This window comes from uncultured Hymenobacter sp. (assembly GCF_964242765.1).
Lineage (GTDB): Bacteria > Bacteroidota > Bacteroidia > Cytophagales > Hymenobacteraceae > Hymenobacter.
This window is the reverse complement of sequence record NZ_CAXTBM010000021.1, coordinates 34,982-49,907: the sequence shown is the minus strand read 5'-3', so window position 1 is coordinate 49,907 and position 14,926 is coordinate 34,982. Positions and strand designations below refer to the sequence as shown.

At 53.7% G+C, this 14,926-nt stretch carries 16 protein-coding genes; 6 read left to right on the top strand and 10 right to left on the bottom strand.

Features of this window, described 5'->3' with window-relative positions; all coding sequences use genetic code 11:
* Positions 1 to 90 precede the first annotated feature (90 nt).
* On the bottom strand, positions 91 to 387 hold the full coding sequence (locus ACFE7X_RS11140) for a hypothetical protein (protein ID WP_375435739.1): 297 nt from the start codon (positions 385 to 387) through the stop codon (positions 91 to 93).
* A gap of 213 nt (positions 388 to 600) precedes the next feature.
* Between ACFE7X_RS11140 and ACFE7X_RS11135 the strand changes: the two genes are divergently transcribed.
* A complete protein-coding gene (locus tag ACFE7X_RS11135; protein ID WP_375435738.1) occupies positions 601 to 1,200 on the top strand; it encodes a DUF4136 domain-containing protein in 600 nt (199 codons plus the stop codon).
* 75 nt (positions 1,201 to 1,275) lie between these two features.
* Positions 1,276 to 1,926: a hypothetical protein gene (locus ACFE7X_RS11130; RefSeq protein ID WP_375435737.1), complete on the top strand. Its 651-nt coding sequence runs from the start codon at positions 1,276 to 1,278 to the stop codon at positions 1,924 to 1,926.
* Between the two features lie 189 nt (positions 1,927 to 2,115).
* Here ACFE7X_RS11130 and lipA read toward each other — a convergent pair whose 3' ends face one another.
* Together lipA and ACFE7X_RS11120 are read right to left on the bottom strand one after the other, a co-directional pair.
* On the bottom strand, positions 2,116 to 2,973 hold the full coding sequence (lipA, locus tag ACFE7X_RS11125; RefSeq protein ID WP_375435775.1) for a lipoyl synthase: 858 nt from the start codon (positions 2,971 to 2,973) through the stop codon (positions 2,116 to 2,118).
* A gap of 245 nt (positions 2,974 to 3,218) precedes the next feature.
* Complete coding sequence (locus ACFE7X_RS11120; RefSeq protein ID WP_375435736.1) at positions 3,219 to 4,004, bottom strand: hypothetical protein; 786 nt, start codon at positions 4,002 to 4,004, stop codon at positions 3,219 to 3,221.
* 120 nt (positions 4,005 to 4,124) lie between these two features.
* On the opposite strand from ACFE7X_RS11120, the gene ACFE7X_RS11115 reads away from it, so the two are divergent.
* Positions 4,125 to 4,532, top strand: a complete 408-nt coding sequence (locus ACFE7X_RS11115) for an OsmC family protein (RefSeq protein WP_375435735.1) — start codon at positions 4,125 to 4,127, stop codon at positions 4,530 to 4,532.
* A gap of 116 nt (positions 4,533 to 4,648) precedes the next feature.
* Here the strand turns inward: ACFE7X_RS11115 and ytxJ are convergent, their stop codons facing one another.
* From ytxJ to ACFE7X_RS11095, 4 genes are all read right to left on the bottom strand, one after another.
* Complete coding sequence (ytxJ, locus tag ACFE7X_RS11110) at positions 4,649 to 4,990, bottom strand: bacillithiol system redox-active protein YtxJ (protein ID WP_375435734.1); 342 nt, start codon at positions 4,988 to 4,990, stop codon at positions 4,649 to 4,651.
* 14 nt (positions 4,991 to 5,004) lie between these two features.
* The gene (locus ACFE7X_RS11105) at positions 5,005 to 5,313 is read right to left on the bottom strand and encodes a hypothetical protein (RefSeq protein ID WP_375435733.1); all 309 of its coding nucleotides are present in this window, start codon (positions 5,311 to 5,313) and stop codon (positions 5,005 to 5,007) included.
* Between the two features lie 268 nt (positions 5,314 to 5,581).
* On the bottom strand, positions 5,582 to 5,887 hold the full coding sequence (locus ACFE7X_RS11100) for a hypothetical protein (RefSeq protein ID WP_375435732.1): 306 nt from the start codon (positions 5,885 to 5,887) through the stop codon (positions 5,582 to 5,584).
* A gap of 59 nt (positions 5,888 to 5,946) precedes the next feature.
* Positions 5,947 to 7,926, bottom strand: a complete 1,980-nt coding sequence (locus ACFE7X_RS11095) for a thiamine pyrophosphate-dependent enzyme (RefSeq protein WP_375435731.1) — start codon at positions 7,924 to 7,926, stop codon at positions 5,947 to 5,949.
* 792 nt (positions 7,927 to 8,718) lie between these two features.
* Here ACFE7X_RS11095 and ACFE7X_RS11090 point away from each other — a divergent pair.
* Both ACFE7X_RS11090 and ACFE7X_RS11085 read left to right on the top strand, forming a co-directional pair.
* On the top strand, positions 8,719 to 10,167 hold the full coding sequence (locus ACFE7X_RS11090) for a hypothetical protein (RefSeq protein ID WP_375435730.1): 1,449 nt from the start codon (positions 8,719 to 8,721) through the stop codon (positions 10,165 to 10,167).
* Between the two features lie 132 nt (positions 10,168 to 10,299).
* On the top strand, positions 10,300 to 11,586 hold the full coding sequence (locus ACFE7X_RS11085) for a M16 family metallopeptidase (RefSeq protein ID WP_375435729.1): 1,287 nt from the start codon (positions 10,300 to 10,302) through the stop codon (positions 11,584 to 11,586).
* Positions 11,587 to 11,709: 123 nt separating this feature from the next.
* Here the strand turns inward: ACFE7X_RS11085 and ACFE7X_RS11080 are convergent, their stop codons facing one another.
* The 3 genes from ACFE7X_RS11080 to ACFE7X_RS11070 form a co-directional block, all read right to left on the bottom strand.
* Positions 11,710 to 12,354 (bottom strand): hypothetical protein, encoded by a 645-nt coding sequence (locus tag ACFE7X_RS11080; RefSeq protein ID WP_375435728.1) that lies wholly within the window; start codon positions 12,352 to 12,354, stop codon positions 11,710 to 11,712.
* Positions 12,355 to 12,691: 337 nt separating this feature from the next.
* Entirely contained in the window at positions 12,692 to 13,075 is a 384-nt protein-coding gene (locus ACFE7X_RS11075; RefSeq protein WP_375435727.1) for a hypothetical protein, read from the bottom strand.
* A 66-nt stretch (positions 13,076 to 13,141) separates the two neighbouring features.
* On the bottom strand, positions 13,142 to 13,639 hold the full coding sequence (locus ACFE7X_RS11070) for a hypothetical protein (protein WP_375435726.1): 498 nt from the start codon (positions 13,637 to 13,639) through the stop codon (positions 13,142 to 13,144).
* A 245-nt stretch (positions 13,640 to 13,884) separates the two neighbouring features.
* Between ACFE7X_RS11070 and pheS the strand changes: the two genes are divergently transcribed.
* Complete coding sequence (gene pheS / locus ACFE7X_RS11065; protein WP_375435725.1) at positions 13,885 to 14,922, top strand: phenylalanine--tRNA ligase subunit alpha; 1,038 nt, start codon at positions 13,885 to 13,887, stop codon at positions 14,920 to 14,922.
* The last annotated feature ends 4 nt before the right edge of the window (positions 14,923 to 14,926 follow it).

Genomic DNA, 14,926 nt, shown 5'->3' with positions numbered 1-14,926 from the left:
TGTTTTACTTGAAAAAGGCCTGGAACTACAGTTCCAGGCCTTTTTCTATGCGTTTCTACGTCCGGGCTCAAGCAATAAGCCACCAACCAATTACCGTTGTGGGAAGCAAGTGCGGTACATGTACCCGTTGAGCGTTTTGCCATCCTTTGTCACGCGAGCTTTCACAAAGTAGACATCAACTGTGTCCGTTACCTGCACCTCGGAGCCGGGAGTAAGGTTGGCCAACTGGGCTGATTCTTTGGTCATGCCATCGTAGAGCACACAATCAACGATTGTGCTATGCGCCACGGGGGTTTTGTTGGTGTTGGTACTGCTGGTGTTTTCTTTAGCTGCTGTGCAGGCAGCAAAACCCAGTAAACTGAGAAAAAGGAGCAGAGTTCGGTTCATCGTTGAGTTTTAAGGTCGGGGAAGGTAATTAGATTCTTAAATAAGAAGATAATTTTCCTGGAATAATTTTAATAGATTTCCCCTGCTATATCTGGTATTGGGGAACATTGGCTCCCTCGAAAACGTTGAAGTAACAAGCAACGGAAAGTGTAAAACAAGCCTTGTAAAGCCGTTTTCGAGTCGTTGTTGTTTCTTTCATACTGATCTATATCCATGAACTCCATCACCCGCTTATTTGCCCGTCCAGCCGCTTTCATGGCTATCGGTTTTTCGCTGCTACTGGGTGTTTCCGGTTGCGCTACCTCTTCCCGAGTTGGTGTTACCTCTGATTTCGACCACTCGGTTAATTTCCGTAATTACAAAACCTGGTCTTGGTATCCCCAGCAAACCGTTGATGCTGAAGGTGGCCCCGCCAAAGGCTATGAGTCGTTTCTGGACCAGCGCCTGCAAGCTGCCGTGGAGCGCGAGTTGGCCGCCAAAGGCTTGACTCGGGTCGACAAAGATGCCGACCTGTTTGTTGCCTACAGCGCCAAAGTGGAAGATAAGCAGCAAGTTTCGCCTTACTACAACGGCCTCGGCTACCCATATTATGGCTACGGCTTGTATAACCGCGGTCTTTATTCGCCTGTGACCCAGTACAAAGCTGGTACGGTCATTATCGACTTGGTAGATGCTCGTCGCAAAGAGTTGGCATGGCGCGGTTCCGGCCAAGCACAGGTCGACAACCAAAGCATTTCGGAAGAGGAAGTGCACCGCATCGTCAACGGCATTCTAGGCACCTACCCACCCAACGACGCCAACGCTCGTCGCTAACAAGCAACCTTACTGACAACCTTTTATAGGTAAAAAGCCTCTTAGTTTTAAGAGGCTTTTTTTGTATCTTATGCTATGACTTCTTCCGCTCAAACTCGTTGGTCAGCTGCCGTATTGCTCTTGCTTGCCGGCTTAGGGCTTGTAAGCTGCACCACCGTAGCGGAGGGAGTGTATGGAATGCGTCGTACGGACATAGTCGATTTTCCGCAGCTGCAAGCGTACGCGCAAGATTACGGTGTAGGCGTAACACCCGGCAAAAGCTTCGTGCTGGACATCAGTTACTTTGAATTCCTGAAACGCCAGCCGTTGCGAATGCAGGATGTAGCCAAGAACCACGCGCAGCCGTTGCAACTGCTTTACTATAATCGTGCTGGCCAGCTGGTATCGTACTACGTAAATTGCTATGCCGGCGGCTTCCCCAACCTAGATTGGAACCACGACCGGCAACTGGAGGTGTTCCCCCCCGTTACCCAGGCCCCACCCGACAGTTTGCTTTCCTTTGCGGAGCTAGCGCCTTTCCTGCGCACCATAGATGGTAGCCGCGTGCAGGCGATGCAGTCATTTGCCGACTACACGGTAGTGGTATTTTGGAGCCACCGAATGGGTCGGCAGAGCCGCCGTCTGCTGGCCGCGGCGCAACAAAATCTGCAATTAGCTCCCACCACACAGAAAGCCTATATCCTGTACGTCAACAACGACGCCTACTTGAGGCATATTGGCCTCTAGCGCAGCCCGATGGCGATGCTCAAACATTGGGGCTGTAGTAGTAGCCGTGTAGCAGCCAAAGATTAGTATGGTTAAGTATCGGTTGCTGACCCAGTATACCTGCTCCTCTTGCAAAAAAGGAGCAGTTGGAAGCAACTAGTCCTTGAAGCGTCATGAGGGGACTGATTGCGTGAGTCCCGTCTTGCTTTTCTAAATCGGCACGTTTACGTGGCGTTCGGCGTGGTAGCTGCTGCGCACCAAAGGGCCGCTTTCCACATACTTAAGGCCCCGGGCTAGACCTTCCTCGCGGTAATGCGCAAACAAATCAGGATGGATAAATTCGGCTACTTCCAGGTGGCGCTTGGTCGGCTGTAGATACTGGCCCAACGTCAGAATGTCGAGGCCATAAGCCACCAAATCATCCATAGCGCGATACATCTCGTCTTTGGTTTCACCCAAGCCCAGCATAATGCCCGACTTGGTGCGCTTGCCAGCGTCTTTGGTACGCCGAATCTGTTCCAAGCTCCGGTCGTACTTGGCCTGCGGACGAACCAGGCGGTATAGGCTGCCCACCGTTTCGATGTTGTGCGATACCACTTCCTGTCCGCCGGCAATCATCAGCTCCAATGCTTCCCAATTCGCCTTCACGTCCGGAATCAAGGTTTCGATAGTGGTTTCGGGCGACAATTGTTTGATGCGCACTACAGTTTCGTGCCAGATGCTGGCCCCACGGTCTTTTAATTCGTCGCGGTTGACGCTGGTGATAACGGCATGCTTCACGCCCATCAGCTGGATGGCTTCGGCTACCCGGCGGGGCTCATCGGTATCGTATTCGGTAGGGCGGCCGGTGGCTACGGCGCAAAACGAGCAAGAGCGGGTGCATACATTGCCCAAGATCATGAATGTTGCAGTGCCAGCACCCCAGCACTCGCCCATATTGGGGCAATTTCCACTTTCGCAGATAGTATGGAGCTTGTGCTCGTCCACCAAACGGCGCACGGCGGCGTACTCGGGGCCTACGGGCAGCTTCACGCGCAGCCAGTCGGGCTTGCGCGGCTTAGCGGGCATTGGCACTTGGGGTTGCACTATGGGCAAGGTTAACAGCAAATCATCCATGTAGCAAAGGTAACTGGTCTGGCAGTTAGTAGGAAGCGGTAAATACTAAGTAGTAGGTGCGAAGGAGCCGTAGTTGACAAGCAGTGTCATGTACCAACAAATAAAAGAGACTTTGTTTGGGTCTAGCTTTCGCCAACCCAACAAAGTCTCCTAGAAAAAAGGCTTGCCACCTACCAGCAACCAATTACGGTTGAAAATTAGCTTCTCGACCCCAAATAAACGGTGAGGTACACCGACGGGTAGAAGCGGTTGTTGATTTTGCTGTCAGGCACGTCGCGGGAGCGCAGGATTACGGGCCGCTTGCCGTACACCTCCAACAATACGCCCGTCTCTATGCCAGCTACCGCGTCGCGGTAGCGGCCATACTCGAAGCTAAGCGCACCGCGCCAGTGCGCTCCGATGTACGGCTTGGTTTCGTTGGCGCCCGTAAAGAGCGGAGCCCGGTCACGGATCAACGATTGATCGTTGTGAATGTATGGATCGTACTGCTGAGCGAGTATCTTTTCTCCGCCAGTGGGTCGCCCGTTTATGTCTCGTTCCGTGTAGTCGTAGTTGATGTAGTAAGGCATCAGCAGGCCGATAGACGGACCAGCCGACATCAGTGCATTCACTTGTACGCCTGATTCGGCAGCTTTGCGGAAAATAACCCGTTGCGCCCCTACTGAGGGACGCAAAACAAGGAAGTAATTGGCTTTATCGAGCACGAAGGAACTGCCGTTGAAACTTGCCACCCGCCGCTCTTTGCGGTGTTTGATTTCCACGGCTTCGATGCTCCAAAAGCGTGACCAGTTTTCGGTGAGTACCCGGGTCGAACGCACCGAAACGCCGCCAATCAAGCCGCCTCTCGTATTGAAGTTGACACCATATACAAACTCTTTCCGGTAGGAAGGATCATCATTAGGCGAGGCTGAAGCGCTTTGCGCCTGGGCTGCGGAACCCGTGAAAATAGTCAGCAGGCCAGCTAGTGAGAGTAGACGTCGCAAGGGAAACGGAGAAGATAGGGTGAGCGAAGGAACGGAACAGCTGGAGAGCACAGAAGCTACCCTATCGAAAGTACGTAAATTTGCTGGCATCATCTTGTTTACTAGCTTACTTCCTTGAATATGAACACTGCCACCGCCCGCTATGCCGGCCATTTGCGCACCGAAGCCACACATACTGCCTCCGGCAACACTATTCTCACCGACGCGCCCGTCGATAATCATGGACGAGGCGAGGCCTTTTCGCCCACCGACCTGGTTAGTGCAGCCTTAGGGAGCTGCATGATGACCATCATGGGCATTGTGGCCGAACGCCTCACTTTGGACCTGACAGGAGTTACCTACAACGTCACCAAGCACATGGCAGCGGACCCACGTCGTATCCGGCAGATTGACGTGCAGTTTTATCTGCCCGCCAGCCTTGGTGCAAAAGAGCGAACCATGCTGGAAAACGCGGCCCGCACCTGCCCAGTGGCCCTCAGTCTCAACCCAGAAATCCGGCAAGAGGTTCAGTTCGAATACGCAGGATAAGTAAATGAGTTCGAGAACAGTAGCCCGCCTTCAAGCAGATACACTGCCCTAGCAGAATGTTTGCTTGAAGGCGGGCTACTGCGGCTGCAAAAAGGCTTTATCAGCTAGCCGATTAGTTAGCCGACCATGCTTTTCACTTCGCTTAGCCGGATGCCCATATGCGAAGCATTGTAGTGGCACTCGCCGTCTTTGATGAGCAGTAGCTGGGGCGACTCGTGCTGCACACCAAACTGCTTTGCTATTTCGGCGGAAATGGGACGGAAGCGCAGCAAATCGAGGTAATAGAATTTGGTGTCATCAAGACCTGCCTCGGCCCACTGGCGCTCCAGCTTGCCTTTGGCAGCGGCGCTAATCGAGCAGGAGGTGCTGTGCTTGAAGATGAGGACGGGCTGCTCGTGCGATTCGCGCACAATGTCTTGCAGTTGCTCAGCTTGCGTAAGGGGTTGCCAAGGTATCATAAGGAAGAAGAGATTTAGTTGTTGGTCTTTGCCTTCTTACGCAGACGCAGACTAACAGTACTAGGTTCACTTACGCGGGCCGTTCCTGTCTTGTCGAACTTATACTTCTGCCGGCCGTCATTGGGCTTTGCCTGCCGCCCCCCATCGCCGCGCTTGAGCGATGTTTTGTCTACGGCCAAATGCGAGTCTTTGTAGGGCGCTGGGTACTTGCGTGCGTCGCGCAACGCATGGCGGTTGGCAACCCGGTGGTTGGACTCAGTGATTTGAGCAGAGGCGTTGAAACCAATCAGCGACAAAACCACAATTAAAGCAAAAACTCGCATAGAAGTAGAGAAAAAGGATAAGGGTAAACAGAACCTAACGAGTTTATTTGCGCGCAAAGACCTGTAAGAAGCAGGTGACGCCACCTGGTATAAACGCAGTGGCAGCTTAGCCAACATTTATTTTTTAATAAGCTATTCGAGCAGGACGGTTGTCATTCCGACTGGAAGGAGAAATCCGGGTTAGCTTGCTTACTGGCTTAACTCAGATTCCTCCTGCGTCGGAATGACAAGCGCCTGTTGGCTTAGCTTATGTCTTGCTATTTATCACTCAAAAAGGCAGCACGAACCCAAGAAACTTGCGCTGACCAACCTTGTGGGCAAGTCGGCGGCGCTCATACTTTGGTTTCTTAAGCAGTCCGTTTTTATCGTAGCTGTTTTTCTGTGGTTTCACTTCCACCGGCTCTGCACTTACATCACTGCCATCAGCGTTTTGGTCGGCGGATTTCTTGGCGGATTTCTTGACTTTCGGCTGCGGTGGGCCCTTGGGGCTAGGCAGCGCATAGCGGTGACTCTGGCAGGCTGCCAAAAGCAGTAACCCGCTCAGCATGAACACAAACAAATTTCTTAGCTTCATAACACACTTTATTTCTAATAACCAGCCCTAATAGTAACATCCTGACTACCCGAAATTATCTAATAATTCAACAACTTCTCTACTGCCTCGCGCAAACGCTGCTGCGGGAGGAACTGCTTTTCCAGATTCGGCGAGAAAGGAACAGCTGTATCCAGCGACGCGACGCGCTGAACTGGAGCATCGAGATACTGGAAGCAATGCTCGGCTATCCAGGCACCAAGCTCGCCACCAAGGCCGCCGGTTAGGGTGTCTTCGTGCAGGAGCAGTACCCGGCCGTTCTTCTTAACCGTTTGGCGTACGGCGTCTTCGTCCCAAGGCAGCAGGGTGCGCAGGTCCAGAATGTCGGCGTCCAGGTTGATTTCCTTGGCTAGCGCCAAGGCCCAGTGCACGCCCGCGCCATACGTGATAATGCTGAGCGTATCGCCTTCGCGCACCAAGGCAGCTTTACCGATGGGCGTGGTATAGTAGGCATCGGGCACAGGACCAGAGATGCTGCGGTAGAGCATCTTGTGCTCGAAGTACATCACCGGGTTGGGGTCTTCAATAGCGGCGCAGAGCAGGCCTTTGGCGTCGTGCGGGTTACTCGGGTATACCACCTTTAAACCCGGGGTGTGCGTAAACCACGCTTCGTTGCTTTGCGAGTGAAACGGGCCCGCCGCCGTGCCAGCTCCGGTGGGCATGCGTACCACCACGTCGGCGTTCTGGCCCCAGCGGTAGTGACTTTTGGCGAGGTTGTTTACAATCTGATTGAAGCCGCAGGTCACGAAATCGGCGAACTGCATTTCCACCATCACTTTCTTGCCTTTTACGCTCAAGCCCAAGCCAGCTCCCACAACCGCTGACTCGCAGAGTGGCGTATTGCGTACCCGGGCTTTGCCGAACTGCGCTACAAAGCCCTCGGTGATTTTGAACACGCCACCGTAGTCGGCAATGTCTTGGCCCATAAGTACCAGTTCGGGGTATTTTTCCATGCTCTGCCGCAGGCCATCCGAAATGGCATCTACGTAGCGTTTTTCGGTGGCCAGGGCATCAGCGGCGGGGCTTTGGCTAGGGGCCTGAAAGGCGCGGTACATATCTCCAACTTCTTCGCTTTCATTGGCCGTGGGTAGGGGCACTTCATCGGCTACGCGCAAGCCTTCTTCTATTTCGCGCTTGATGGTGTGGCGATACCGCAGCCGGGCTTCTTCATCGAGGATGTTTTCGGCGAGTAGCCACTTCTCGTAGTTCTCGACCGGGTCTTTCTGCGCCCACTCCTCGAATAGCTCCTGCGGCACGTACTTGGTGCCGCTGGCTTCTTCGTGCCCGCGCATCCGAAACGTGAGAGCCTCCAGGAGCACCGGCCGCGGATTGCGGCGCATATCGTCGGCTAGTCGATGCACCGTGTCGTAAACTTCCAGCACATTGTTGCCATCAATTTGCAGAGTCTCCATGCCGTAGGCCGGGCCTTTATCCACGAAGTAGTTGAAGCGAAACTGCTCCCGGCTCGGCGTGCTGAGGCCATAGCCGTTGTTTTCGATGATGAAAATAACGGGCAGTTGCCACACGGCAGCCACGTTCAGGGCTTCGTGGAAGTCGCCTTCACTGGCGCCCCCGTCGCCGCTATACGTCACGGTTACTTTCTGACGCCGGTCCAGCACATCGGCCAGCGCAATGCCATCGGCCACGGCCAACTGAGGCCCCAGGTGCGAAATCATGCCCACGATATGGTGCTCATTGGAGCCGAAGTGGAAGCTTCGGTCGCGGCCCTTGGTGAAGCCGGTGGTTTTGCCCTGCCACTGCGCAAACAGCCGGTCGAGGGGCACGTTGCGGCCCGTAAACACGCCTAAGTTGCGGTGCAGTGGCAGAATGTACTCGTCGGGCTGGAGGGCCAGCGTGCTGCCTACTGATATGGCTTCCTGACCGATACCCGAAAACCACTTGCTCACTTTGCCCTGCCGGAGCAGAATCAACATTTTCTCTTCTATCAGGCGCGGCTTGAGCAGGTGCTGATAGAGATGCAGAAGTGTGTCGTTGGAATAGTCCTTACGGTCGAAATGCATAGGGCGGGGCGGATGGGCTATGTGTCGGGGCCAAAAGTAACGGATTGGGTCGTAGGGAGAATAAATCATACCGTTCGATCCGACAGGCAGCAGCGAGGGTGGAAATAGAAATCAGTATCTTCAGAGGAACTACCGCTAGTTACATCATATGGCCAGACTTCTACTTATTTGCCTGTTGCTACCTAGCCCTCGTGTCATGCGGGTATCAGTGAAGCTGGCTGTTGCGCCTAGCTTAGGTCTTCGACCCCAACGTGAGCAATGGAACCACGTTTCAAGGGTTGGTCACTGCTCTGGTTTGCACTCACTGGCGCGGGTGTGACTAGTAGGCGTGCGGAACGATTTCAGGGGCCGAAAAGAATGCTATAATACGGTTGATCCACCTATTCAGGGAGTAGTAGCATAGTTGCAAAGCTCCTCCGCTTCTCTCTATCTTGCTTTGCGGAAGCACCTTTTCAGGGTGCTTCCGTTGTTTGAGAACCTACTGCTTGCTGTTTCACCGTCAGGCCGGCGTGGAACCATCGTGTCAACGAAAGGGTGAGTTCATGCTGCATAGTACAGCAATTCATGCACACTCCTGCCCGGCCATACCTCGTAGCAGACCCTTATTAGCCTGTGCGACGGTTGCCATCAACCGGTTAGCTTATGTAAACAGTAGAAGGCATGAAACCGATTTGCACACGGAATTATGCTAAGGTTCAGGAGCGACACCCTAACGCCATTGAAATTTTTCACTTGAGTCGCATAAAATCAGCACGACTCAGCTCTGTATCTGTAGCTGACGGCAATCACTAAATGAAGAAAAGCACTCTGTTTGTATTACTGGTCTTGTTTGTGTTGCTAGACCTAGGTTACACGTTCGTACAAGCCTATCAATTGCCCCTAGAAGGCGACTTGCCTTCTATTGTGTTACCCGCCCCCGATTGCCGCCAAGTACTCCGGGACCCTTTCGGATGGGGAGCCCTCACCCGGAATGAAGTATACGTAGCTCCCAACCGCTTTTTTGCGCATGCATCCATGGTGGGGTATTTCAAATCCGTACCCTTTGCCTTGCAGCGCCTCACCAATCCCATCAACAGCATATACGCAGCCTGCGCGCTGTTTGCGGTAGGCGTGCAAGCGCTATTGCTTTATGTACTAGGAGTCTACATCAGTGGCACGTATCGGCTCAGCCGCTTAAACATATGGCTGGCCATTGTACTGCTCGTGCCCCTGTTCCAGATATCGGGCTACAACGACCAAATGGGTATCATCGACCGGGCCATCACCTACACCTTCTTCTACGCCTTTCCGATGACGCTGCTGCTGTTGCTGCTGCTGCCCTTTTACCAAGCCGCTTACCGCGGGCAGCCGCTGCGCATCAGTTGGCCCGGCCGTATAGCTTTGGTGGGGCTCATGGTGGTGCTGGCTTTCAACGGGGCTATTATTACGGGAGTAGTAGCGGTTCTTTTTTTTGGAATTGCCTTGCACTGGCTTATCCGACAGTGGCAATCTGGGGTTGACCTGCCGCTGGGCCAGCGGCTATTCCGGCTTGTGCAGGTACCCATTTTGCCGGTTGTAATGCTTGGCTTGTTCACGCTGCTTTGTTTGTATTCGCTTTATATCGGCCTTAGCGAAAAGGAAAGCGGGGGCCATGTGTTGCCCCTGTGGGAACGGTACCAGCGCATTCCATCCGGTATTTTTTGGTTGTTTCGTAAGCCAGGACTGCCCCTTATTTTGGCGGCGGCGGTCATAAATGACCAACTCATCCGCCGTTTGATTGCTCCTAGTCCGGAGCGCCAGCGCGTGCTTCGCATCTTCGGCTGGCTCGGCTTGTTTGCGCTAATCTACCTGTTGCTGCTGCCACTTGGCGGCTACCGCCAATACCGGCCGCTTATCGTGCGGCGCGACTCTATCCTGCCTATTATTTTAGGGCTGATGTTTTTCTACGGCTTGTCGAGCTACTTCCTGCTGCATCAGCTTCCGGCGCTGTACCGCCGCCGGTACGTAATAGGTATAGTTGTATTCTCGTGTTTTTATCTGGTAACCGATACCTTGTTTCTAAGGGATGATAACAGTTGTGAGCGCCAAGGGATGGAACGGCTTGCGCAGGCAACCGAGCCAGTAGTACGGGTAAGTGCCGAGTGCCCAGTTATGTCGTGGTGGAAGATAAACAAGCCCGAGTATTCGGAAACCAATGCTGAACTCTTGCAGTATTGGGGCGTCACAAAGGAGAAGAAACTCTACTACCACGAGGGCTGGTAGGCATTCGGACGCAGTACTCTTTCTCATTTTTGCCTCCGTACCACCGCTAGGTAAGCTCCTAATTATAGATTGAAGGTAGGCAGAAACCAATCCGAGTGCTGGTAGTTAATTACCTGTTCACAACTTCGCTTTATGATCCATTTCGAAGAATTCACTTTAGCTAATGGCCTGCGTTGTATTGTACACGAAGACCACACCACTCCCATGGCTGTGCTCAACGTACTCTACAATGTTGGCTCACGCGACGAAGATCCCTCCCATACTGGCTTTGCACACTTGTTTGAACACCTGATGTTCTCGGGCTCCGTCAATATTCCGAACTATGACGAGCCGTTGCAGCGCGTAGGCGGCGAAAACAATGCTTTTACCTCCCCCGACGTCACCAACTACTACCTCACCGTATCGGCGGCAAACCTTGAAACTGGCTTTTGGCTGGAATCGGACCGAATGCTAAATCTGGCTTTTTCGGAAACCGGGCTGGCGGTGCAGCGCAAGGTGGTAGTGGAGGAGTTCAAACAAAATTACCTGAATCAGCCCTATGGCGACGTCTGGTTGAAATTACGGCCTTTGGCTTATCGGCATCACCCCTACCAGTGGGCAACCATTGGCAAGGAAATCAGCCACATCGAAAACGCGGTAATGGATGATGTACGGGCTTTTTTCAAAAAGCACTACGCCCCCCAAAACGCTATTCTGGTAATAGCCGGCGCCGTGACGGTAGCAGAGGCGCAGCGGTTGGCAGAAAAGTGGTTTCAGCCAATTCCGGGCGGTCCTCACTACGAGCGGCAGCTACCCGTTGAGCCGCGCCAGACGGAAGCCCGCTTGCTGGAAGTAACAGCCGATGTCCCGCTTGATGCGCTTTACAAGGTGTACCACATGCCCGCCCGTACGGCTCCCGACTATTACAGCGTGGATTTGCTGGGCGACTTGCTAGGCCGGGGCAAATCCAGCCGGCTGTACCAGCAACTCGTGAAAGAACAAACGCTTTTCAATTCTATTTCTGCTACTGCTGCGGGCTCAATGGAGCCAGGCCTATTGGTAATAAGCGGCAAGCTCAATGCGGGCGTTATGCTTGAAGCCGCCGATGCTGCGGTTGAGGCCGTGGTAGCGGCGCTACGCGACGAGGAAGTGCCAACTGCCGAGTTGGAAAAGGTGAAGAATCAAGCCGAGGCTAGCATCGTGTTCGGTGAAATCGAGCTGCTACATCGCGCCATGAACCTAGCCTACAGCAAGCTGATGGGCAATGCCAATATGGTGAACGAGGAAAGTGCCCGGTTGCAAGCCGTAACGCCCGCTGACTTGCAAGCGGCTGCCCGGGAAGTACTTCGCCCCGACAATTGCAGTACGCTTTACTACCGCGCACAGGGCAAGGCAGTAGTACCCGAGCCAGCAGAAGCCGCCGTATCGGCCGAGGAGTAAGTTGAAAAGCAAACGCGCTAAAGCAACAGATTACTTCTTAGCGCGTTTGCTTTTCATCAACAAGAAGGCCCACCCAATAGCTATTGGGTGGGCCTTCTTGTTGGCATTCTGTTAAATAGCAGCTTACCAGCCGCTACCGCCCGAACCCCAGCCATCATCTTTCTTTTTGGCGGGAGCTGCTTTTTTAGGTGCGGGAGCAGTTTTCTTGGGAGCGGCTGTAGCACCACCCGAAGCTTTGGTTGCGGTGGCCGCTGCTGCTGTCGGAGCGGGAGCTGGCGCCGGAGTTTCCACTATCGGAGCAGGCTCGGGCTCGGGAACTGGCGCTGGTGCTACCACCGGGTCAGGGCGACGTACGTTGCGACGAATGTAGGGGGCAATAGGCCGGCCGCGGTAGTCAGTGGTTACGCGGTGCGAAGGCGCAGCAGTGAAGCCTGGCGCTACTACCGATCCGCCCGGCTGCATTTCAACAGGCGCCGCGCTAGCCGCGCCAGCACCACCAAACCCTCCTTTGCCGGAAGTCATTTCGCTGGCCGGAGCAACTGCTTCCGCGGGCGCGTCAGCCGGAGTCGGGGCAGGCGCTACGCTAGCTGCTGGAGCAACGGCCGCTTTCTTCGTGGTAGTTGCCTTCTTAGAGGCAGGAGCTGGAGTGCCCCAACCATCAGAAGAACCCCAGCCATCCGATGACTTGGTTTGTTTGGTTTGAGCCTGCGAAGGAGCAGCTATAAGAACGGCACCAACCAGCAGCAACGGGAGGAAGATTCGATTCATTTGAAAAGACTTTAAAATAGTTTGTGCAAGTTACAGACCTTCCTACAGCCAAGAAAGCTCTTGTGCGCTTTCCCTTCAAACGCGTTAGAAAAGGAGAAGTTCCTAGCCAGAAAAGTATCGATTGAGAAAAGCGAGTGGAATCCTGTTTTTTCTCTTAACGATCAGAGTATCAACTATGATATATATCCTCGCTCACATCACCGAAAATTTACGCTGCCTTACAGGCAAACACCACTACTAACAGAAGCCTCGCTCTGGAGGGAACGAGGCTTTCTTTGATTTGTAGCAAAGCAATAATGGAATAACGCTAAAGCGCTGATAACAGCGAAAAGCTTTTTCAACGCTTGCGGGCCTTGGTGGTGGTTGGAACAGCTTTGGTAGGCGCTACTCTTTCCGATGATATTGAAGTGGCGCTGGTAGCCGCCACCTTGGGTGCTTTCTTTTTTAGGGGCCGTCCCATGTAGTCGGTGGTGGGCGGGCTCGGCATGTTTAAGCGTAACCCAGGCGCCAGCTTCATATCGTCTTCGTTGCGCCGACCTGAACGGTCGTAGCGGGCGTAGGCGCCCGCACGAGCCTTGGCTTTGGTGTTGCTCGTGCGGTGGTAGCCGTTAGCCGACTTCTTGGTACCAGAGGAACGAGTAGTTTGCTGTGCTTTGGAGGAAGAAGCACCTAGCAGGCTAACAAAAGCCAGGAACACACTCAGAAGTAGGGACAAACGCATGATAGGCAGATTAAGTGAAAGCTGGATATTACTTACCTACGACAAATCCACCTACCTCGGCTGTACTTACCAGCCCGTTGTGGAATGAGACACCATTGGAACATCTGTTTGCCCTGTTTTCACTGCTACAGAAGAGCTCTTCCCTTTCTTTTTCAGGGGCCGGCCCCAGTAATCGGTGCTTACTCCACGGTAAGGCGAAGAGCTCATGCCGGGCGCCACCATTACACCCGATGACTGCATCATCGGGTCGGCACTTTCTTCTTCAGCGTAAGCCGCTTCTTTAGCAGCTATAGTAGTCAGGTTCTTGGCTTTTTTCTTGAGCGGACGGCCCCAATAATCGGTGGTAGGCTTGCCGTGCAAACTTAGGCTGTGTCCGGGAGCCGTGTTCCAACCCGTGTTGTATTGCACGGCTTCCTCTACTTCGGTAGCGCTGGCCACCGGCTCTGTGGTAGTAGAAGCCGGCGTGTCTTGCCAAGAATCGGTGGCAGCAGGCGTTTGAGTTTGAGCAAAAGAAGCGCTGACCGAGGCAGCCACAAGGCAAGCTGTGAAAAGGAAAGTTTTCATGGCGAAGAAAAGCAGTAGATAAAAATGAATGCTGGCTTGGTATCGAAAACCGTTCAGCTGAACGGGTGGCGCCTCACGTTCTGGCTGCAAGCCGCTGGTGTGAATGCCTTTTGCAGCAACCGTACCAAGTTTTATTATTTAATGACGAGTTTTTGTTTTTGCGTGATTCATTGTCCAGAATCCTATCACCTAGCTGCCACCAGCCACAAGAAACCAGCCGCCAGAAACTTATCTTTGCCCTTACTATGCAGGAGAACATCACGCGGCTACGTGCCGAAATCGAAGCCTATGACCTAAGCACGCCCGAGCTGCTCGATCAGTTCCGCATTGCTTATACCGGTCGTAAGGGCCAGTTAGCTGATCTATTCGATCAGCTTAAAACCGTACCACAGGAGCAGCGCCGGGCTGTAGGCCAGGAGCTCAACCAGCTCAAACAGCAGGCCCTATCCCGTTTCGAGGAGCGCCAGCAGGAGTTGGAAGCCGCCACCCATAATGCCCCCGCCGACCCTACTTTCGACTACACGCTGCCTGCCATCCCCAACCAGCTGGGCACCCGCCACCCCCTCAACTTGGTGCGCGAGGAGATTGTGCGCGTTCTGTCCCGCATTGGTTTCAACGTGGCGGAGGGTCCCGAAATAGAAGACGACTGGCACAATTTTACGGCTCTTAACTTTCCCGAGAACCATCCTGCCCGAGATATGCAGGACACTTTTTTTGTGCATCGCACGCCCGGTGAGCAAGAGTGGTTGTTGCGCACCCATACCAGTCCCGTGCAGGTACGAGTAATGCAAACGCAGAAGCCCCCAATTCGTAGCATCATGCCGGGCCGCGTGTACCGCAACGAAGCCATTTCGGCTCGCGCCCACATGATGTTTCATCAGGTAGAGGCCCTTTTTGTGGATGAAAATGTCAGCTTTGCCGACTTAAAACAAACGGTGTACTACTTCGTGCAGGAGTTGTTCGGCAACGATGTGCAGGTGCGTTTCCGCCCCTCCTTCTTCCCTTTCACCGAGCCAAGCGCCGAAATTGACATCACCTGCCTGATTTGCAAAGGCAAAGGCTGCAATATCTGCAAACAAACCGGCTGGGTTGAGATAGGCGGCAGTGGCATGGTAGATCCGGCCGTACTAGAGCAATCTGGCATCGACCCGGAGCGTTACTCTGGCTACGCCTGGGGCATGGGCATCGAGCGGATCACGATGCTTAAGTATCAGATCAAAGACTTGCGCCTGTTCACGGAAAACGACCTACGGTTCCTGCGGCAGTTCGAGGCAGTACAGTAGCCTA